This is a genomic window from Ensifer sp. EB106-05-01-XG146 (genome assembly GCF_058791875.1).
In genome coordinates this window covers 2728138-2745571 of the sequence record NZ_JBYTDX010000001.1, presented here as the reverse complement: position 1 = coordinate 2745571, position 17434 = coordinate 2728138, and the positions used below count along the sequence as shown (strand labels likewise).

At 62.8% G+C, this 17434-nt stretch carries 23 protein-coding genes; 13 read left to right on the top strand and 10 right to left on the bottom strand.

Annotated elements, in window-relative coordinates; translation table 11 throughout:
* Nucleotides 1–102: 102 nt before the first annotated feature.
* From AC3WVQ_RS13695 to AC3WVQ_RS13685, 3 genes are all read left to right on the top strand, one after another.
* Nucleotides 103–297: a NepR family anti-sigma factor gene (locus AC3WVQ_RS13695; protein WP_034794063.1), complete on the top strand. Its 195-nt coding sequence runs from the start codon at nt 103–105 to the stop codon at nt 295–297.
* 8 nt (nt 298–305) lie between these two features.
* Nucleotides 306–860 carry an RNA polymerase sigma factor gene (locus AC3WVQ_RS13690; RefSeq protein WP_034794051.1) on the top strand — a complete coding sequence of 185 codons (555 nt, stop codon included), beginning with the start codon at nt 306–308 and terminating at the stop codon, nt 858–860.
* A 196-nt stretch (nt 861–1056) separates the two neighbouring features.
* Nucleotides 1057–2559 carry a sensor histidine kinase gene (locus AC3WVQ_RS13685; protein WP_034794041.1) on the top strand — a complete coding sequence of 501 codons (1503 nt, stop codon included), beginning with the start codon at nt 1057–1059 and terminating at the stop codon, nt 2557–2559.
* 52 nt (nt 2560–2611) lie between these two features.
* On the opposite strand, the gene AC3WVQ_RS13680 is transcribed toward AC3WVQ_RS13685, so the two are convergent.
* The 7 genes from AC3WVQ_RS13680 to hemP all read right to left on the bottom strand — a co-directional run bounded on the left by AC3WVQ_RS13680 (nt 2612) and on the right by hemP (nt 7758).
* Nucleotides 2612–3049, bottom strand: a complete 438-nt coding sequence (locus AC3WVQ_RS13680) for a hypothetical protein (protein WP_090298186.1) — start codon at nt 3047–3049, stop codon at nt 2612–2614.
* A 76-nt stretch (nt 3050–3125) separates the two neighbouring features.
* Entirely contained in the window at nt 3126–3494 is a 369-nt protein-coding gene (locus AC3WVQ_RS13675; RefSeq protein ID WP_034794036.1) for a DUF883 family protein, read from the bottom strand.
* A 176-nt stretch (nt 3495–3670) separates the two neighbouring features.
* The gene (locus tag AC3WVQ_RS13670; protein ID WP_034794256.1) at nt 3671–4462 is read right to left on the bottom strand and encodes a heme ABC transporter ATP-binding protein; all 792 of its coding nucleotides are present in this window, start codon (nt 4460–4462) and stop codon (nt 3671–3673) included.
* Between the two features lie 8 nt (nt 4463–4470).
* Nucleotides 4471–5589 carry a FecCD family ABC transporter permease gene (locus AC3WVQ_RS13665; RefSeq protein ID WP_060605132.1) on the bottom strand — a complete coding sequence of 373 codons (1119 nt, stop codon included), beginning with the start codon at nt 5587–5589 and terminating at the stop codon, nt 4471–4473.
* Nucleotides 5576–6526, bottom strand: a complete 951-nt coding sequence (locus tag AC3WVQ_RS13660; protein WP_113079589.1) for a heme/hemin ABC transporter substrate-binding protein — start codon at nt 6524–6526, stop codon at nt 5576–5578. The genes AC3WVQ_RS13665 and AC3WVQ_RS13660 overlap by 14 nt, the downstream gene beginning before the upstream one ends.
* Nucleotides 6527–6548: 22 nt before the next feature.
* Nucleotides 6549–7610 (bottom strand): hemin-degrading factor, encoded by a 1062-nt coding sequence (locus AC3WVQ_RS13655; RefSeq protein WP_162731805.1) that lies wholly within the window; start codon nt 7608–7610, stop codon nt 6549–6551.
* Nucleotides 7611–7620: 10 nt separating this feature from the next.
* Nucleotides 7621–7758, bottom strand: coding sequence for a hemin uptake protein HemP (gene hemP / locus AC3WVQ_RS13650; RefSeq protein ID WP_034794249.1), 138 nt, complete (start codon nt 7756–7758; stop codon nt 7621–7623).
* Nucleotides 7759–8009: 251 nt separating this feature from the next.
* Here hemP and AC3WVQ_RS13645 point away from each other — a divergent pair, with 251 nt between their 5' ends.
* The 5 genes from AC3WVQ_RS13645 (at nt 8010) to hmuQ (ending at nt 10818) form a co-directional block, all read left to right on the top strand.
* Entirely contained in the window at nt 8010–8447 is a 438-nt protein-coding gene (locus tag AC3WVQ_RS13645) for a hypothetical protein (protein WP_034794025.1), read from the top strand.
* 78 nt (nt 8448–8525) lie between these two features.
* Nucleotides 8526–9431: a cell envelope integrity TolA family protein gene (locus tag AC3WVQ_RS13640; protein ID WP_060605125.1), complete on the top strand. Its 906-nt coding sequence runs from the start codon at nt 8526–8528 to the stop codon at nt 9429–9431.
* A gap of 202 nt (nt 9432–9633) precedes the next feature.
* On the top strand, nt 9634–10047 hold the full coding sequence (locus tag AC3WVQ_RS13635; RefSeq protein ID WP_034794019.1) for a DUF2325 domain-containing protein: 414 nt from the start codon (nt 9634–9636) through the stop codon (nt 10045–10047).
* A gap of 29 nt (nt 10048–10076) precedes the next feature.
* Nucleotides 10077–10346, top strand: a complete 270-nt coding sequence (locus AC3WVQ_RS13630) for a hypothetical protein (RefSeq protein ID WP_034794016.1) — start codon at nt 10077–10079, stop codon at nt 10344–10346.
* A 157-nt stretch (nt 10347–10503) separates the two neighbouring features.
* Complete coding sequence (gene hmuQ, locus AC3WVQ_RS13625) at nt 10504–10818, top strand: heme-degrading protein HmuQ (RefSeq protein WP_110819518.1); 315 nt, start codon at nt 10504–10506, stop codon at nt 10816–10818.
* Between the two features lie 89 nt (nt 10819–10907).
* Here hmuQ and AC3WVQ_RS13620 read toward each other — a convergent pair whose 3' ends face one another.
* Entirely contained in the window at nt 10908–11276 is a 369-nt protein-coding gene (locus tag AC3WVQ_RS13620; RefSeq protein WP_060582456.1) for a DUF423 domain-containing protein, read from the bottom strand.
* Nucleotides 11277–11278: 2 nt separating this feature from the next.
* A complete protein-coding gene (locus AC3WVQ_RS13615; RefSeq protein WP_034794012.1) occupies nt 11279–11671 on the bottom strand; it encodes a globin domain-containing protein in 393 nt (130 codons plus the stop codon).
* Between the two features lie 141 nt (nt 11672–11812).
* Here AC3WVQ_RS13615 and AC3WVQ_RS13610 point away from each other — a divergent pair, with 141 nt between their 5' ends.
* The gene (locus AC3WVQ_RS13610; RefSeq protein WP_110819519.1) at nt 11813–12373 is read left to right on the top strand and encodes a TetR/AcrR family transcriptional regulator; all 561 of its coding nucleotides are present in this window, start codon (nt 11813–11815) and stop codon (nt 12371–12373) included.
* 119 nt (nt 12374–12492) lie between these two features.
* A complete protein-coding gene (locus tag AC3WVQ_RS13605; protein ID WP_034794243.1) occupies nt 12493–12834 on the top strand; it encodes a DMT family transporter in 342 nt (113 codons plus the stop codon).
* Nucleotides 12835–12855: 21 nt separating this feature from the next.
* Here AC3WVQ_RS13605 and AC3WVQ_RS13600 read toward each other — a convergent pair whose 3' ends face one another.
* Nucleotides 12856–13875 carry a substrate-binding domain-containing protein gene (locus tag AC3WVQ_RS13600; RefSeq protein WP_110819520.1) on the bottom strand — a complete coding sequence of 340 codons (1020 nt, stop codon included), beginning with the start codon at nt 13873–13875 and terminating at the stop codon, nt 12856–12858.
* 363 nt (nt 13876–14238) lie between these two features.
* Between AC3WVQ_RS13600 and AC3WVQ_RS13595 the strand changes: the two genes are divergently transcribed.
* The 3 genes from AC3WVQ_RS13595 (at nt 14239) to AC3WVQ_RS13585 (ending at nt 17431) form a co-directional block, all read left to right on the top strand.
* Nucleotides 14239–15501, top strand: a complete 1263-nt coding sequence (locus AC3WVQ_RS13595) for an ABC transporter substrate-binding protein (protein ID WP_051659303.1) — start codon at nt 14239–14241, stop codon at nt 15499–15501.
* A 116-nt stretch (nt 15502–15617) separates the two neighbouring features.
* A complete protein-coding gene (locus tag AC3WVQ_RS13590) occupies nt 15618–16601 on the top strand; it encodes a carbohydrate ABC transporter permease (RefSeq protein WP_034794007.1) in 984 nt (327 codons plus the stop codon).
* Nucleotides 16601–17431, top strand: coding sequence for a carbohydrate ABC transporter permease (locus AC3WVQ_RS13585; RefSeq protein WP_060582429.1), 831 nt, complete (start codon nt 16601–16603; stop codon nt 17429–17431). Before AC3WVQ_RS13590 ends, AC3WVQ_RS13585 begins: the two co-directional genes overlap by 1 nt.
* Nucleotides 17432–17434: the final 3 nt, after the last annotated feature.

Sequence of the window (17434 nt, the reverse complement as noted above, 5' to 3'; positions counted from 1 at the left end):
CGTAAAAAAAGGTTCCGCGAGGGAACATTTCAATTTTCAACAGCGTTATGGCGGCTATGGACAGTTTTGGCGATTTCGACACTTGAAGGCGACAGTTTGAAAATGAAACATAAAACAGGGGCAGGGCGGACCACCGGCACGACCTTATGGACAGAAGATCCAAATGCGCAAATTGCAGCGAAGCTGAAGGCGCTCTATCAGTCCGTGCAGGAAGAGGCGATACCCGCGCGTTTTCTCGATCTTCTGGAAAAACTCGACGCGGCCGAGCAGCAATCGGCGCTGCAGGGCAGGGAGTAAGTACCGGAATGTCATCCGAAAAGAATGATTTCAAGCGTGAGATGCTGGCCGCGTTGCCGAGTCTGCGTGCCTTCGCCATGTCGCTGATCGGACGTCACGACCGTGCCGACGACCTGGTTCAGGACACGATCATGAAGGCCTGGGCGAAGCAGGACCACTTCGAGATGGGCACCAACATGAAGGCCTGGCTCTTCACCATCCTGCGCAACGAACTCTACAGCCAGATGCGCAAGCGCGGACGCGAAGTTCAGGACAGCGACGGACATTTCACCGAGTCTCTCGCCCATCATCCTGAACAATACGGCTCGCTGGACCTGCAGGATTTCCGCAAGGCGCTGGAGATGTTGCCGCCCGACCAGCGTGAAGCGATCATCCTCGTGGGCGCTTCCGGCTTTTCCTACGAGGAAGCGGCCACGATCTGCGGCTGCGCGCTCGGAACGATCAAGAGCCGTGTCAACCGGGCGCGCCAGCGCTTGCAGGACATTCTTCAGGTAAAGGGCGAAAACGACTACGGCCCCGACGAGACGTCGGCCCCGATCACGTCGCGCGCCTTTGTTTCCTGAGGAAAGTTTCGAGCCGGACACCGTTGCAAAATCGGCGGTGTCCTGCTTTCACTGACGCCTGTGCCCGAGGGGCAGGCGGGTGGTGGAGGCAGAGCGCAATCATGACGATTTTGGGTCGATATGCCCAGAACCGAGCGAGATGCGGGTGCAGCCTGCAAGGGCTCCCCAAGCCGCTCAGATTGGGAATTGAGACCGAATGCGCATGAGGACTGAAAGGACAGACCCGCCCGTCATGACGCTGCTCGACGCGCCTGAACGTCTGAGCGTCTTGCACGCGACCGTGCCCGACATGGCGGTGCCGGATCGGGACTTCGACGGCATCGTTGAAATTGCGGCCGGCCTCTTCGACGCGCCGATTGCGCTGGTGACCTTGATCGACCGCGAATGGCAATGGTTCAAGGCGGCCGTCGGAACCACGGAGAGCCGGGCGTCGTCGGAGGAGTCCTTCTGCGTGCAGGTGGCGGCCGAAGCCGACGCCAGTCTCGTCGTGCTCGACGCATCGACTGATCCACGGTTCATGCGACGTTCGCGGGTCGTAGGGCCGCCGTTCCTGCGATTTTATGCCGGCGCGCCGATCATGCTCGACGGGCAGGCCGTCGGCACGGTCTGCGTTCTCGACGACAAGCCGCGCGCCGACGTGCCACAGGCGCTGATGGACCAGCTGAGCCGGCTCGCCGGGCTGGCCGCTTCCCTCTTCAAGATCAAGGACGAAGCGCGCCGGCGCGCGCTGAAAGAGGCGGCACTATCACGCGAGGAGCAGCGCCACGCAATGGCGCTCGAAGCAGCGAACATCGGCAGTTGGTTGTGGGATATCCGCTCCGGGGTCATTGCCGGTAACAGCGCGATGAAACGCATGTTCGGACTGCCGGCCGACAGCTTCGTCGGCGCCCGCGAGATCTTCGGAGCGATCCATATCGACGATCGCGGCGCGACTTTTTCCAAGCTACGCCAGGCGATGAAGGCCGACGACGAGTACGACGGCATGTTCCGCGTCGGCGACACCGGCCGCTGGCTGCTCGGGCGCGGCCGTGTGCATGATCGCGACAGCAAGGGCAATCCGTTGACGTTCATCGGCGTCACGATCGATGTCACCGATCAGCAGGCATCGGTGCAGCGCACGCGGCTGTTGCTGAAGGAGCTCAACCACCGGGTCAAGAACACGCTCGCGATGCTGCAGTCGCTCGCCCGTCAGACCTTGCGCCAGACCAGCGATCCGGCGGAATTCATGACCGCCTTTGCCGGGAGATTGCAGGCGATCTCCGAAGCGCACGGCCTGCTTTCCGATCACGAATGGGGCACCATCCGGCTCGCCGACCTCATCGCCAAGCAGCTGCTGCCGCATGTCAACTGCTATGCCGAGCAGATCGAGATCCACAAGGACGAGATATCGCTCGGGCCTGACCAGGCGGTCGGCCTCGGTCTGGTTCTGCACGAGCTTGCCACCAACGCCGTCAAATATGGGTCGCTGTCGGTGCCGAAGGGGAAGGTGGTTCTGACGGCGCGCAACATGATCGAGGATGGCGACAACGTTCTGCATCTCACCTGGACCGAAGTCGGCGGGCCGCCGGTGCGCGAGCCAAAACGGCGCGGCTTCGGCTCGATCCTGATCGAGCGGAGCCTCGACAAGGTCTTGGGCAGCTCGGTCAAGGTGGAATATCTGCCGGCCGGCGTCACGGCGCTGATCCGCCTGCCACTATAAGGCGTCGATCGCAATCGCGGCGGACGAGTCCGTAACTGGTTTGGGACCTTGCTTAAGCGTCAGTCGTCCGTCGCCGCTCGCGCCGTTTGCCAGTTCCCACGAGTGCCCCGATCGCCAGAGCGGTGGCGACCGCAAGCAGCGGCTGTTTGCGCAGGATGCCCGCCGCGGCAAGCAGTGTCAGATTGGTCTGCACTTGTCGGCGGCGGCGACGCTCCTCGGCCAGGCGGCGGTCGCGTCCTTGCAGCATCGCAATGATGCCGAACAGCACCAGCGCGGTCACGAAAAACGCGATCGCGATCGCGGCGGAGGCTGTGACCGGACTGTAAAGTGCGCTGAGATACAGGAACGCGGCTGCGAGGCCGAAGACATAGGCCGTGGCAAGCAGCAATCCTATAATGCCCCATAAGATCGCATTGCGTTTCACGCGCGCAGTGGCCGCGCCGATATCGGCGCTCATGAGCGCGGTCAGGGCTGCCGTCAATGGTCCCATGAATTGCCCCCGATCATCTTCCCCTCGATCTCAGCGGATGGGCGCAACCCATCCGCCTCACCGGCTTGCATCTTCTTCAGCGACGAAGAAGCGCGGCTATGGCCAGACCGATCAGGGCGGCGGCGCCGAGGGTTGCGACAGGATGTTCGCGCACGGCGTGCCGAACCTGCTTTTCCGTGCCGGCGTAGCGATCACGGAGCTCGGCCAGCAGATCTTCACCGCTTGCCAACAGTTCGCTGAGGCCCGCTTCAGCCTGTTCGCGGGCATCCTGTGCCTTGCTGCGCGCCTGCTGCGAAGCCGTCGATCCGCGATCGGCCAAGAGGGCGACAAGCGTCGCCACATCATTGCGCAATTCGCCCAGTTGTTCCTCGATGGAGATGTCGGCGAGCTTGCCGTTGCTTTTTGTCGAACGCGAGCTCGAACCGGAGAAGAGGCCTGACGCCATGACGAATACTCCCTTTCACACATGCGCCGGCCGCGAACGGTCGGCGCTTCCTGATCAAACCGGCGGGCACAACTGCAGGCCTACGCCGGCGCTTCGGGAGAACAACGCGCAAGTGCGGAAATTGTTTCGATAAATCTTGGTGTTGGCTCTCGGAAGAATCCGGACGTGCGCTTGCGTCAGAGCGATGCGGTTTGCGGCAGCACGAAGGGCACCGGCGCTGGCGGAGCCACGCCCACCCGCATGCGGCAGCCGAAGACCGCTTCCATCGTCTCGTCCGTCAGTACCTCGGCCGGCGCGCCGCTGGCGCGGACCTTGCCGGCCTTCATCATCACCATATGGTCGGCGAACATGGCGGTGAGATTGAGGTCGTGCATGACGGCGACCACACCGCCGCCGCGTTCGCAAAAGTTGCGCGCGAGCTGCATGATGCCCAGCTGGTGGCGGATATCGAGGCTGGAGACGGGCTCGTCGAGCAGAAGGTAACGCGGTTGGCCATCGGTAACGGGTTCTGAGATCTGGCAAAGCACGCGGGCAAGCTGCACGCGCTGCTGCTCGCCGCCGGACAGTTCCTGATAGAAACGCCCGGCAAAGCCGCCGAGATCGACCGCTTCGAGCGCTTCTGCCGCGATCCGGTCGTGCAGGGCGGCGTCGGCGTTTGCGCCGGCGGCAAGCCCGAGCCGAACCACTTCTCGCACCGTGAACGGGAAGGAGATGACGGTCGATTGCGGCAGCACGCCGCGCATCGACGCGAGTTCCCAGGGCTTCAGGCCGCGCAGGTCGCGGCCGTTGATGCGGATCGTCCCGCCTGCTGGTGCAAGCTCTCCGGAAATGGCCTTCAGCGTCGTGGTCTTGCCGCAGCCGTTCGGGCCGACGATCGCCGTCAGCGCGCCGGGTCGGGCCTCGAGCGAAACGCCATGGATGACCGGTCGCCCGCCGAGGCGGACGGAGAGATTGGAAACGTTGATCATGGCTTCGCTCACAATCCCATGTTCGAACGGCCGCGCAGCAGGATCCAGAGGAAGAACGGTGCGCCGATAAAAGCGGTGACGATGCCGATCGGCAGTTCCGCCGGGGAAACGATGGTGCGGGCGATCATGTCGGCAAGGATCAACAGCGTGCCGCCGAGCAGAGCCGAGGCCGGCAGCAGGTAGCGGTGATCGGGACCGATGACGAGGCGCAGCAGATGCGGCACGACGATGCCGACGAAGCCGATGCCGCCGCTGACGGCAACCGACGCGCCGGTCGCCGCAGCAACGCTGACGATCGCGACGTTCTTCAGCCGCTGGACCGGAATGCCCATGTGGAAGGCTGCCGCCTCGCCGAGCGTGATCGCATTGAGGCCGCGGGCGAGAAAAGGGGTGACGGCGAGCGAAAGCAGAATGATCGGCGCCGAGGCCAGGATCTTCGTCCAGTTGGCGCCGGCAAGTGAGCCGAGGCCCCAGAAGGTGAGGTCGCGCAATTGCTTGTCGTCGGCCATGAAGACGAGCACGCCCGTGACGGCGCCGGTCAGCGCGCCAAGCGCGATGCCGGCCAGAAGCAGGGTGGCGATCGAGGTCTGCCCGCCGCGCGTGGCAATGCGGTAGAGCAAAAGCGTCGTGACGAGGCCGCCGAAGAAGGCAGCGACCGGCAGCGCGTAGAAACCGAACAGGGCAAACAGCGGCCCGAAGGCGGCGGTTCCAAGCACGATCAGCAGCACGGCGCCAAGACTCGCGCCCGAGGAAACGCCGACGAGGCCGGGATCGGCCAGGGGATTGCGGAAGAGCCCCTGCATGACCACGCCGGAAACTGCAAGCGACGCGCCAACGAGCATGCCGAGCACGGCGCGAGGGAGCCGGATATCGAGAATGATGATGCGGTCGCGGATGCTCAGGGCCTGGTCGGCCTCGCCGATCAGCCAGCGCCAGACATTGGCGAGCGACGCGTCGGCCGCGCCGGTCATGATCGAGCCGACGAAGGTGGCGATGGCGATTACCACGAGGGCGACGACGAGAAGCCGGGCCAGCCGCGAGCGGTTGCCCGCACGCCATTCGTTGCGGATGTCGGCGGCCAATCCGGTCAGGCGCATGCCGCGGCCCAATGCCTCACTGCGAGGCATTGGCCTTCTTCCCGTAGATGGCGGCATTCAGTTCGCGAACGGCGCTTGCTGTGCGCGGGCCGAAGCCGAGCAGGTGCAGGCCGTCCATGCGCACCAGCGCCTTGTTCTGGGCAGCAGGGGTCAGGCTCAATGCCGGCATGGCGAAGAGCTCTTCCGCCTTGGCGGCGTGTTCGCCACCGCGATCCATCATCAGGATGACGTCGGGCTTGGCTTCGACGATCGCTTCGTCGGTGAGTGCCTTGTAACCGGGGAAGGTGCCGACGGCGTTCACCGCGCCGGCGAGTTCGATGATGCCGTTGGCGGCGGTACCCTGACCGGAGGCCATGACCTTGCCGCCCTGGGTGCTCAGGATGAACAGCACGCGCTTGCGCTCACTGTCGGCGCGCGCGGCACCCTCCGCCACGGCTGCATCGAGGTCGGCTTCGACGCTCTTGGCGAGCGTTTCAGCCTTGTCCTCGACGCCGAGAAAAGCGCCAACGGCGCGGATCTTGGCGGGAATGCCGGCCTTGTCGAAGGTCTCGGGCACGCTGGTGAAGGCGATGTTGGCCTCCTTCAGCACCGCCAGCGCCTCCGGCGGGCCGCTGCCTTCGACAGCGACGATGGCGCTCGGATTGACCGCAATGATGCCTTCGGGCGCGAGCTGGCGCATATAGCCGACATCCGGAAGCGTCTTTGCTGCTTCCGGATAGGTGCTGGTGGAATCACGCCCGACGAGACGGCCTTCTTCGCCGAGCGCATAGATGATCTCGGTGACGGCGCCGCCGACCGAAACGACGCGCGAGACGTCGGCCTTCTGCGTGTCCTCGGCCATGGCCGTCCGGATGAAGGCGGGGGCATCGGGTGCCACTGCCGGCAGCAGGAAGGTCGCCGAAAGGGCGAAGGCGCCGAGCGCCAGCCCCGAGCGGCGAAGGCGACGGAAGTCGAGACCGTTGATCATCTTGCGTATCCTATTCTCTCGCTCAGGCGGCAACCGTCGTATCGAGGCGCGGCAGGCCTTCGGCGATCGAGCGCCATTCGGGACGTTCCGCAAGGCCCTCTTTGCGCTTGCCGAAGAACTGGATGATCATTTCGCCCTTGGCGTCGAGCGCCTCGATCGAGGTGACATGGCCGTCGGCTGTCGGCTTGCGCACGGCCCAGAGCTCGGCAATGTGGTCGGTGCGCAGATGCAGGTGGAAGGTCGGATCCATGACGTTGAGCCAGGGGCCCATCGTGGCGATCTTGGCGATCGGGCCGGAATGGATCTGGATCATGCCGCGGTTGCCGACGAAGCACATGATCGGCAGTTCGACTTCGGCGCTTGCCTGCATCATCGCTTCGACGCTCTGCGGGTCGAGCTGCCAGGCGAAATCGTCGCCGATGTTGCTCAGCGCCTGGCGGCGGCCGATCTTCAGCTTGCGCAACATGCCGTGGAACTGATGGGTGTCCGTCATCTTCGTCCAGCGCTCACGCAGCTCGACGACGTCCACGACGGTTTCCGGCTTGTCGTCGGTCGGCTGAACGCTGGTGTCGGCGACAAACTCTTGCGTCTGATCGTCGAGGCGGAAATCCGCGACGAGCTTTTCATAGGCCGCGTCGTTCGATGCGGCGCGCAGATGTACCTTGTGCACGGCGTTGCCCCACTTGTCGAAGAACTGCAGGCTCTTGCGGACTTCGCCCTTGTCGTCCGTCTTCGTCACGGCGAAGGCGTGTGCCCAGGCGCTCGGGAAAACACGAAGGTCGATCTGTTCGCCAAGCACGATGCTCGCCATCTCGCCGGTGGTGATCTTCTCGTAGACGCCGATCTTTTCGTGGACGGCGCTTTCGTTGCGGGTCAGCGCCATGACTTCACCGAGCTCTTCGACCCGCGACAGGAAGCGGTTGGCGTCGGCATCGATGCGCACGGCGGTCAGCCCACATTCGGCAGCGACCAGCGCGGCTTCGGAAACGCCGAGCTGGGCTGCGATATCACGCTCGCGCAACTTCGGGTTTTCGGCGCGGTAGGCGCGGATTTCAACGGGAGTGGGGCGAAGGCTCTCGGTCATTTTCATCTGCCTATTTGTTCAGGATCAGCTTGCCTTGGCGGGTGATCTTCATGCGGTAGATCGCGCCGTCGTGGGAAATGAGAATCTCGTTTTCGGTGCCGAAGAGCTCGCGACTTTCGATGATCCGTTGCGCCCGTCCGGTCAGCACCGGAGGCTCCGAGGGGCGTGCGAGATTGTTGTCGTTGGTCACTGTGTTTCGGCCGTTTCGAGTGGGCAGGCCGCGCTGATTTCCCCGCATTTCCCGCCGTGCAATTCGATTACTATCTTGACTTCATTACTCATATTTATTTATGGACGCAATACCGGACTTATAAACTCAAGTTAGTTGCTGCCGGCTTGTGGACAAGGGCGTGCGGCCGGCGTTCGGTGGTGTGCTCGATCCTTTGGAGTGGTGTCGTCATGAAGTTTCCCAGCCTTCCGATTGTTTCCGTTGCTCTTGCGGCTCTCGTTGCCGCAACCGCTGCCAAGGCGCAGGAGACCGCAGCGGCTGGGGGGCTGACGATCGAGCTCAACGAGGTGGCGCCGTCCCAGAAGGGCTGCAAGCTCACCTTCGTTGCCGGCAACGAATTCGCGCAGTCGTTGAGCAAGGTTTCCTTCGAGTTCGTCATTTTCGACCAGAAGGGGCTGGTCGAACGCATGGCCGTGCTCGATTTCCGCGACCTTCCCGCCGGCAAGACCAAGGTTCGCCAGTTCGATCTGCCCGGCACCAACTGCGATGCGGTGAAGAGCCTGCTGATCAACGACGCGCCGGCCTGTGTCGGCGACGGGGTTCAGCCGGGCGCCTGCATGAGCGGGATCAAGACCGGCTCTAAGTCGGCGGTCGAACTCAAGGGGTGAGCGGGACTGGGGCTTAGCGCGTCCGGCTATCCGAGCATGAGGTTTGCGTCGCCCTGGTGCGACGAAGGTAAGGCTGAAATGAAGCGTATCGTCATCTGGAGCGGGGCCGCCGTCTTATCGCTTGCAACACACGGCGTCGTGCTCGCGACGCTGTTTGGTAGCAACCCGCCCGAGACGCAACTGGATCTGATCCAGGGTGGCGAAAGCGTCGAAGTGGCGCTTCTCGGCGATGCATTCGAGGAAACGCTTCAGTCGGGTGAAGTGTCCGAAATCGTCGAGCCCACGGAAGATCTGCCCGAGGAGGTTCAGCCCGCCGAGATCCAGCCGGTCGAGGATGTTGCCCCCACGCAGGAGATCGCTGCAGAGCAACCCCACGACCTGACGGCGACGGAGGCAGACGTGATCTTGCCGGCGGAGGAAATGCCTACCCTGCAAGTCGCCGAGGCTGTGGTGACGGCGAGCGTCGCGCCGGTCGAGACTGTCGTGCCGGAAGAAAAGCCCGAGGAGCCGAAGAAGGAAAAGGTCGAAAAGCCGGAGCCGAAGAAGGAGCCGGTGAAAAAGAAGAAGGTCACCCGCAAGAAGGCGGGCGATCAGGGCGAGCAGGCGCAAAATCAGGTCAAGGGCAAGCAGGACGGCCAGGAGAATGGCAGTTCGTCCGCTGCGAATGGCAACAGCCGCGCGTCCGAGGTCGGCAACGCCAACATGGAGAATTATGGCGGCAAGATCCGCAAGCGGATCACACGCCGGTTCAAGGTTCCGTCGGCTGCAAGACGCGACGGCGTATCCGGCACGGCGACCGTTCGTTTCACCTTGACGTCGAATGGAAACCTGACGCGTGTCAGCCTCGCGGGCAGTTCCGGCTCGCCGGCGATCGACGAGGCCGCCATTGATGCGGTTCGCCGCGCTGCGCCATTCCCGGCGTTTCCGGCCGGAGCGCCAAGCTCCGAATCCTTCATCGTGCCGATGGTTGCGACCGTCCGCTGACCTTCTCCCCTTGCTGGGGGATTCGCGCAGAAGCTGCAAGAAAAAATATGATTAGAAAACTCATGTTTATACTTTACTCTGTTTATCAAGTTTAATAGGTTGCCCTCGTCACGCAGCCGAAGGGTGTGTGTCGAGAGGATATCCCGATGCGACCGGCTGCCTGACAAAGGCCCTTGTTGCGCGACCAGACGGAGAAGATTGCATGCGCGGCAAGCGTCACCAGAATGCGGCGAAGAACGGCAAGGGTCGCTCGGGTTCGGAACCGGTCGAGGCCCGCCAGGAGGCCGGCAAGGCGACGCTCGAAGGGCGCAGCTTCCTTTATGTCGGTGGCCGTGATTGCCAGGTGGCGCACTTGCGCGAAATCGCCAGCTCCTTCGGCGCCGAGTTGCTGCACCACGACGGTGGCCTGCGTGAGGCCGTTTCGCGTATCGACCGCGTGCTGCCGTCTGTCGACTGCGTCTTCTGCCCGATCGACTGCATCAGCCATGACGCATGTCTTCGCGTGAAGACCGGCTGCAAGAAGTGGGGCAAGGCCTTCGTGCCGCTGCGCAACGGCTCGAAGTCGAGCCTGGAACGCGCGCTCCAGGACCTGACCACCAGCCGCAACGAGCGGTAATCCTCTGAAAGACAAGACGAGAATTTGCAATGAACGAAGAACGTCCCGACCTCGCCATGATGATCGGCTTGCACAAGCTGGCGGCCCAGCAGGGCGACGGCCTGGTGCCCGAGCTCTACGAGATCCTGACGCGACGGGCGCGCATGGTGGAAGAGAATACCAATGTCGCCGAGTTCCCCACCTGGCAGGCGCGCCCGCCGGTGCGCGACCCGTTCGGGCTTGCGGAGCCGAAGGAAGGAACTATCCTCGCCTTTCCACGGGCCACAAGCGATGCCGCCCTCAAGAAGGAAAGTGCCTAGCAATTCCAGGAAAAGTGCGAAGCGGTTTTCCGTCCGGAAATGCGTAAGCTAGGAAGCAATTCCAGGAAAAGTGCGAAGCGGTTTTCCGTGCGGGGTTGCGTCCATTCAAAGAGTTGGATCGTTTTGCCGTATCGGTGAAAGGACCTAGGAGACCAAGATGTTTGTTGCCATGAACCGTTTTCGTATCGCCATCGGCCACGAAGAGGCTTTCGAAGCGGTGTGGAAGGAGCGCGATTCCAGCCTGTCGGAGATGCCCGGCTTCGTTTCCTTCCACCTGCTGCGCGGCGACAGCGTGCCGGAGGAGGGCTACACGCTCTTCGTCTCGAACTCGGTCTGGAAGGACAAGGATTCGTTTTCAGCCTGGACCAAGTCGGAGAATTTTCGCGCGGCCCACAAGAACGCCGGCGAGAACAGGGCGATGTATCTCGGTCCGCCGAAGTTCGAGGGTTTTTCGGCCGTTGAAGGCGCCTGATCCGCGCGCCGGCGCGGACATATGATCCTGATTTTGCGTGTTATTCGCCTCCCGGATGGACCTCTCCGGGAGGCGAATTGTTTTTGGGGTCAGGCCGTCTTCTTCGGCAGGAAGGCGCCGAGCGAAACGGCGAGCCACCCCGCCATAATCGTCGTGCCGCCGAGCGGAGCGGACATCGGGAAGAGGCCGTGGCCTGTAACATGGCGCATGGCGAGATCGGCCGAAAACAGCGCGGTGCCAACCGCGATCAGGAGCGCGGCAACGGCCGCCGTTCGAAAGTGCGGCCAGGCGGCGTAGAGCGCCACCAATGCCGGGGCGTGGGCGAGGCACATCGCCGAAATGCCGGCAAGCAGCCTCGGGTCATCGCCATGCGAAGCGGCGGCCGCGCTGACGACGCCGGTCAGGCCCATCAAACCGGCAACAAATAGCGTCGTGGCGCGAAATCCGCTGTGCGACATGGTCATTCCTTGTTCTGCATGTGAAGGGCGAGGCGGGTGATCGGGTCGAGAATGATCTGCCGGAGCTTGGGATGGTCGATCGTTTCCTCAAGCGCGCGGGTAAAGCAAAGCAGCCACTCGTCCCGTTCCTCGGGCCCGATCTCGGCGACGAAATGGCGACGGCGCAGCATCGGATGGCCGCGCTTTTCGACATAGATGGGCGGCCCGCCGAGCCAGCCGGTCAGGTACTCGTAAAACTTCTCTTCGCTTCCGGAAAGATCGGGCGGATGCACGGCACGGCAGCGCGCCGCTTCCGGCAACGTGTCCATCAGCTCATAGAAACGGCGCGTCAGGGCGCGGACCGTCGGGTCGCCGCCGATGGCTTCGTAGAGGGTCGTGGTTTCCGGTTCCGCCATGCTCTGCGTCCTTCGTTCGTTCGGTCCTAGCGCGCCGCGACCGGGCGGACAACGGTTTTCAGAACGCGAATTTGCGGCGTTTCATCGCGGTCAAACAACACTTCTCTTGACAAACCGTCCAGACGGTATCTTTATGGATGCATGACCGAAGCCCATCGTCGCAAGAAACAGCCGGAACAGGTGCGCCAGCAATTGCTGGAGGTTGCCGCACGCCTTTCGCACGAGCAGGGCGTGGCTGGCATCACGCTCGATGCCGTGTCGCAGGCAGCCGGGGTCAGCAAGGGCGGGCTGCTGCACCATTTCCCGAACAAGCTCGCGCTGCTCGACGGGCTGTTCGACGACTTGGTGACACGGTTCGATCGCGAGATCGAGGCGGCGATGGCGCGCGATCCGGTGGCGAAGGGGCGCTTTACCCGCGCCTATATCGACGTCTGCTTTGCGCTCGATCCGGCCACCGACGTGCCGGGCTGGCGCATGCTGACGATCGCGCTCATTGCCGAGCCGCATCTGAAGAGCCGCTGGCGCGACTGGGTCAGCCGGCGTTCAGTGGAGTTCGCGGAAACGGACAGTTCGGCCGGCTGCGTGCTTGCCCGCTTTGCCTGTGACGGGTTGTGGCTCGCGGATCTGATGCAGAGCCACGATCTCGATGCCGGCGCGCGAGCCGGTCTCGTTGAAAATCTCAAGGCGCTTTCGGCGCAATAGATCACTTCATCGTTTCATCGAAACACTGAAATGATCTAAGTCTTTGAAATCACGCAGGTCCGGACGGAAACCGCTTTGCACTTTTCCTGGAACTGCTCTGGTCCGGAATGGAGTCCCCGATGAACCCCGCCATGCTCTATACCGTCCTGGTTGCCGCGATCGTCTTCGAAGTGCTCGGCACCTCGGCGATGCAGGCCGCGCAGCATTTCACCCGGCTGGGGCCGACGGTGATGATGGTGGTCTGCTATGCGATCGCCTTCTTCTTCCTGTCCTATACGCTGCGCTTCATCCCCGTCGGCATCGCCTATGCGGTGTGGAGCGGGCTCGGCATCGTGCTCATTTCGCTCGTCGGTTACTTCGCCTTCGGGCAGAAGCTCGATCTGGCGGCGATCCTCGGACTGGGGCTGATCATAGCAGGCGTGGTGGTCCTCAATCTCTTTTCCAAGTCGACCTTCCACTGAAGCGGTCGGCAGCGCCTGTCCTCAAGCGCCCTGCGGTGGCGCGGTCGATTCCCTGAGGATTAGTTCCACCGGCCAGAGTTCGTGAACCTCTTCGGTCGGCCGGCCTGAGAGAAGCTGCAGCACGAGGTCGGCCGAGCGCGCGCCCGCCGCACGCATCGAAGAGCGTGTCGCCGAAAGCGACGGCACCATGTTGTCCGCCGTTAGGTAAGGGAACACGTCGTCATGGGCGATGACCGAGACCTCGCGGCCGATCTCCATGCCCATGGACCGTGCTGCCCGGTAGATGCCGAGCGCTGTCATCATCGAGCCGGCAACGAAGGCGGTCGGGCGGGGCGTCTGCTCCAGGAACGAGCGCGCGAAGCGGAAGCCGAGTTCGTCGGTAAAGTTGCCATGGGCGACGAGGCGCGGATCGAAGGCGATGCCGCGCGCCTGCAGCGCGTCGCGGTACCCCTTGTCGCGGTGAAGCGAGAAAGTGCGGCCTTGCCGGCCGTTGATCATGGCGATGCGGCGATGGCCGAGATCGATGAGATGCGAGGTCGCGCGGCGGATCGCGCCTTCGTTGTCGATGTCGAGCCAGGCGTGCGGCACGTCGATATCGGAGCGCCCGTGCACGAGGAAGGGCATGCCGAGCTTGTGGAGGAGGGCGATGCGCTCGTCGTTCGGTTCGGGCGAGTGTACGATCACGGCGTCGACGCGGCCGCTGACGGCGAGCCGGCTATAGAGCTGGATTTCGCCCGTGGGGTTCTTGTCGTCCATTGGGCTGACGAGAATGTCGATATCCTCGGTGCCGAGCCGTTCGGCCAGGCCACCCATGAACTCGGAAAAATGGAACTCGCCGGAGCGGCCCATGACCACGCCGATCGCGCCGGCCCGACCGGTGGCGAGCCGCACCGCATTGATGTTCGGACGATAGCCAAGGCGGGTTGCCTCTTCGGCCACGCGCTTGCGCGTCTTTTCGCTGACTTCGGGATAACCGCTCAGCGCCCGGCTGACCGTCGTCGGCGAAAGCCCCAGTTGTTGTGCGAACTCCCTCAGCTTCATTCGAAATGCGTTTCCTCAAGCCTAGCCCGGTCCCAGAAATATACATCTTCGCTGCCCGTAACAATCGGTTTGTCGGGGACGCCAGGTTCTACAGGCCGGGTACGGATTTTACCAAACCGTTTTAAAATAATACAGTTCCCCTTTGATTTTATGGGGTTCTGTGAGGGGCGGTCGATTTTTCTCTCCTATTACTATTTGTTTGAAAAACAAAGATTATTTGTAATAATCCACGCCAAATGGACTTTTCTAAGTGTGTGGATTGACAGTTTTTCCGTCTTCTGCCAACTTTTTCTTATCCAAACCGCTTTCGAATTTGCCGAGGAGCTTTCGTGCGGTGGAGGGGGAACAGGAGGAGTCGACCCAATGACAACCACGCTCAATGTGCTGAGTTTTTGTGCCGCAATCGTTGCAGCCGGGACGGCTGGCGCCGCCGAGCTTTCGCTCGCCGCCAACACGACCGGGAAGAACGTCCATTTCATTCGCGAACAGCTGGACATTTTCGAGAAGCAGACCGGGCACAAGGTGAGCCTGGTCACCATGCCGCCATCGAGCAGCGAGCAGTTCAGCCAGTACCGGCTGTGGCTTGCCGCCGGAAACAAGGATGTCGACGTCTACCAGACCGATGTCGTCTGGGCGCCGCAACTGGCCGACCAGTTCGTCGATCTGACGGAGGCGGCAAAGGACGTTGTTGGCCAGCACTTCCCGTCGATCATCGCTTCGCAGACGGTGAACGGTCGCCTCGTGGCCTTGCCGGTTTTCACCGATGCACCGGCACTGTTCTATCGCAAGGACCTGCTCGAAAAATACGGCAAGACGCCGCCGAAGACCTGGGACGAGCTGGCTGCGACCGCCAAGGAAATCCAGGAGAAGGAGCGGGCCGCCGGCCAAGCCGATCTCTGGGGCTATGTCTTCCAGGGCAATGCCTATGAGGGCCTGACCTGCAACGCACTCGAATGGGTCAAGTCGTCGGGCGGGGGCCAGATCGTCGAGCCCGACGGCACGATCTCGATCAACAACGAGAAGGCGGCCGCCGCAATCGACCGGATCAAGGGATGGGTCGGCACGATCTCGCCGCAGGGCGTGCTTGCCTATCAGGAGGAGGAATCGCGCGGGGTCTGGCAGACCGGCAATTCCGTCTTCATGCGCAACTGGCCCTATGCCTATGCGCTCGGCAATGGCGATGACAGCGCGGTGAAGGGCAAGTTTGCCGTCGCGCCGCTGCCGACGGCCACCGATGGTGACCAGCCGTCTTCGACGCTCGGCGGCTGGAACGTCGCCGTCTCCAAATATTCCGACGATCAGGAGGCGGCGATTGCGCTCGCCAAGTTCCTGTCGTCCGCCGAGGTGCAGAAGCGCCGGGCGATCGAGCTTTCGAACCTGCCGACGGTTGCCGCACTCTACGACGATGCGGAGGTCGCCAAGGCCCAGCCGTTCATGCCGGCCTGGAAACCGATCTTCGAAAGCGCGGTGCCGCGCCCGTCGGCCGTCACCAAGGTCAAATACAACGAGGTTTCCGCCAAGTTCTGGAACGCGGTGCACAACTCGCTTTCCGGCAACGGCACGGCAGCGGAAAATCTTGAACTGCTCGAAGTCGAACTCACCGAGATGAAGGGCGACAACTGGTGATCCTCCCGGGGGCGAGGGGAGTGCTTGTCAAGCCTCCCTTCGCTCCACCGAGCCACCGCCTTTTCTCTCCGATCAACCGCTCGGCCGTGCGCCGAATGGCAAGGGTGAGTACAGACATGACCGACATTTCCGTCGCAGACCCGCCTTCCGCCCTTGGGCAGCAGGCCCGGATCCGCTCCGATCTCAACGCCGAGCGCATCCGCTCCGCCTGGATCTTTCTCGCACCGACGCTTCTGGTGCTGGCACTCGTCGCCGGCTGGCCGCTCATTCGCACAGTCTATTTCAGCTTCACCAATGCGTCGCTGACCAACCTCGAAGGCGCCGAGTTCGTCGGCTTCAAGAACTACCTTTCCTGGATCACGCTGAAGAGCGGGCGCACCGTCTATAACGGCCTGCTTGCCGATCCGGCCTGGTGGAACGCCGTCTGGAACACGCTGAAGTTCTCGGCCGTTTCCGTCACCATCGAGACGGTGCTCGGCCTGATCGTCGCGCTGGTCCTGAATGCGAATTTCCCGGGCCGCGGGCTGGTGCGCGCCGCAATCCTGATTCCCTGGGCGATCCCGACGATCGTGTCCGCCAAGATGTGGGCCTGGATGCTCAACGACCAGTTCGGCATCCTGAACGATCTTTTGCTCGGCCTCGGCCTCATCAGCCAGAAGGTCGCCTGGACCGCCAATCCGGAGACCGCGATGGTCGCCGTTTTGATCGTCGACGTCTGGAAGACGACGCCGTTCATGGCGCTCCTGATGCTGGCCGGCCTGCAGATGGTACCGTCGGATATCTATGAGGCGGCCAAGATCGATGGCGTGCATCCGCTCAAGGTCTTCTGGCGGTTGACGTTGCCCTTGATCCGGCCGGCGCTGATGGTGGCGGTGATCTTCCGCATGCTCGATGCGCTGCGCATCTTCGATCTCATCTATGTGCTGACGCCCAACAACGCGAAGACCAAGACGATGTCGGTGCTCGCGCGCGAAAACCTGTTCGACTTCGACAAGTTCGCCTATGGCGCCGCGGCCTCGACGATGCTGTTCCTGATCATCGCGGCGATCACCGTCGCCTACATGTGGTTCGGCCGCGTCAATCTCGAAGGAGAGCGCTGATGGTTGCCACCCTTGCCAAGCGCACGGCGTTCTACGCCCTCGTTGCCGCCATCATCGTCATGGCCGTCTTCCCGTTCTACTATGCGGTGCTGACGAGCTTTAAATCCGGGACGGCGCTGTTCCGGGTCGACTATTGGCCGACCGAGATCTCCTTCGACAACTACGCGGGCATCGTCACCAGCAGCGGCTTCCTGCGCAATCTCGCCAATTCGCTGCTGGTCGCAACGATCGTCGTTGCCGTGTCGTTGCTCCTGGCCGTCACCGCTGCCTATGCGTTGGCGCGAGTGCGGTTCCGCGGTCGCGGGCTCCTGCTTCTGACGATCCTGTCGGTGTCGATGTTTCCGCAGATCGCGGTGCTTGCCGGCCTCTTTGAACTCATCCGCTCGGTCGGCATCTTCAACACGCCCCTGGCGCTGATCTTTTCCTACATGATCTTCACCTTGCCGTTCACGGTCTGGGTGCTCACCACCTTCATGCGCGATCTGCCGGTGGAGATCGAGGAAGCGGCGATCGTCGATGGCGCCACACCCTGGGTGATCATCACCCGCGTGTTCATGCCGCTGATGTGGCCGGCGCTGGTGACGACGGGGCTGCTCGCCTTCATCGCCGCCTGGAACGAGTTCCTGTTCGCGCTGACCTTCACCTCATCGGACAGCCAGCGCACGGTGCCGGTCGCGATCGCGCTGCTCTCGGGAAACAGCCAGTACGAAATTCCGTGGGGCAACATCATGGCCGCATCGATCATCGTCACCGTGCCACTGGTTGTTCTCGTGCTGATCTTTCAGCGGCGGATCATCTCCGGGCTCACCGCCGGTGGCGTCAAAGGATAAGGG

Bases quoted from the DNA above. Each gene is read 5' to 3' on its own strand.
- AC3WVQ_RS13640 (WP_060605125.1), top strand. From the start codon at position 8,526: ATGAAGCGTATCGTCATCTGGAGCGGGGCCGCCGTCTTATCGCTTGCA.
- AC3WVQ_RS13695 (WP_034794063.1), top strand. From the start codon at position 103: ATGAAACATAAAACAGGGGCAGGGCGGACCACCGGCACGACCTTATGG.
- AC3WVQ_RS13590 (WP_034794007.1), top strand. From the start codon at position 15,618: ATGACCGACATTTCCGTCGCAGACCCGCCTTCCGCCCTTGGGCAGCAG.
- AC3WVQ_RS13615 (WP_034794012.1), bottom strand. From the start codon at position 11,671: ATGGCGGAACCGGAAACCACGACCCTCTACGAAGCCATCGGCGGCGAC.
- AC3WVQ_RS13635 (WP_034794019.1), top strand. From the start codon at position 9,634: ATGCGCGGCAAGCGTCACCAGAATGCGGCGAAGAACGGCAAGGGTCGC.
- AC3WVQ_RS13610 (WP_110819519.1), top strand. From the start codon at position 11,813: ATGACCGAAGCCCATCGTCGCAAGAAACAGCCGGAACAGGTGCGCCAG.
- AC3WVQ_RS13600 (WP_110819520.1), bottom strand. From the start codon at position 13,875: ATGAAGCTGAGGGAGTTCGCACAACAACTGGGGCTTTCGCCGACGACG.
- AC3WVQ_RS13670 (WP_034794256.1), bottom strand. From the start codon at position 4,462: ATGATCAACGTTTCCAATCTCTCCGTCCGCCTCGGCGGGCGACCGGTC.
- AC3WVQ_RS13675 (WP_034794036.1), bottom strand. From the start codon at position 3,494: ATGGCGTCAGGCCTCTTCTCCGGTTCGAGCTCGCGTTCGACAAAAAGC.
- hmuQ (WP_110819518.1), top strand. From the start codon at position 10,504: ATGTTTGTTGCCATGAACCGTTTTCGTATCGCCATCGGCCACGAAGAG.
- AC3WVQ_RS13585 (WP_060582429.1), top strand. From the start codon at position 16,601: ATGGTTGCCACCCTTGCCAAGCGCACGGCGTTCTACGCCCTCGTTGCC.
- AC3WVQ_RS13655 (WP_162731805.1), bottom strand. From the start codon at position 7,610: ATGACCGAGAGCCTTCGCCCCACTCCCGTTGAAATCCGCGCCTACCGC.
- AC3WVQ_RS13685 (WP_034794041.1), top strand. From the start codon at position 1,057: ATGCGCATGAGGACTGAAAGGACAGACCCGCCCGTCATGACGCTGCTC.
- AC3WVQ_RS13690 (WP_034794051.1), top strand. From the start codon at position 306: ATGTCATCCGAAAAGAATGATTTCAAGCGTGAGATGCTGGCCGCGTTG.
- AC3WVQ_RS13620 (WP_060582456.1), bottom strand. From the start codon at position 11,276: ATGTCGCACAGCGGATTTCGCGCCACGACGCTATTTGTTGCCGGTTTG.
- AC3WVQ_RS13680 (WP_090298186.1), bottom strand. From the start codon at position 3,049: ATGGGACCATTGACGGCAGCCCTGACCGCGCTCATGAGCGCCGATATC.
- AC3WVQ_RS13665 (WP_060605132.1), bottom strand. From the start codon at position 5,589: ATGCCTCGCAGTGAGGCATTGGGCCGCGGCATGCGCCTGACCGGATTG.
- AC3WVQ_RS13630 (WP_034794016.1), top strand. From the start codon at position 10,077: ATGAACGAAGAACGTCCCGACCTCGCCATGATGATCGGCTTGCACAAG.
- AC3WVQ_RS13605 (WP_034794243.1), top strand. From the start codon at position 12,493: ATGAACCCCGCCATGCTCTATACCGTCCTGGTTGCCGCGATCGTCTTC.
- AC3WVQ_RS13645 (WP_034794025.1), top strand. From the start codon at position 8,010: ATGAAGTTTCCCAGCCTTCCGATTGTTTCCGTTGCTCTTGCGGCTCTC.
- AC3WVQ_RS13660 (WP_113079589.1), bottom strand. From the start codon at position 6,526: ATGATCAACGGTCTCGACTTCCGTCGCCTTCGCCGCTCGGGGCTGGCG.
- AC3WVQ_RS13595 (WP_051659303.1), top strand. From the start codon at position 14,239: ATGACAACCACGCTCAATGTGCTGAGTTTTTGTGCCGCAATCGTTGCA.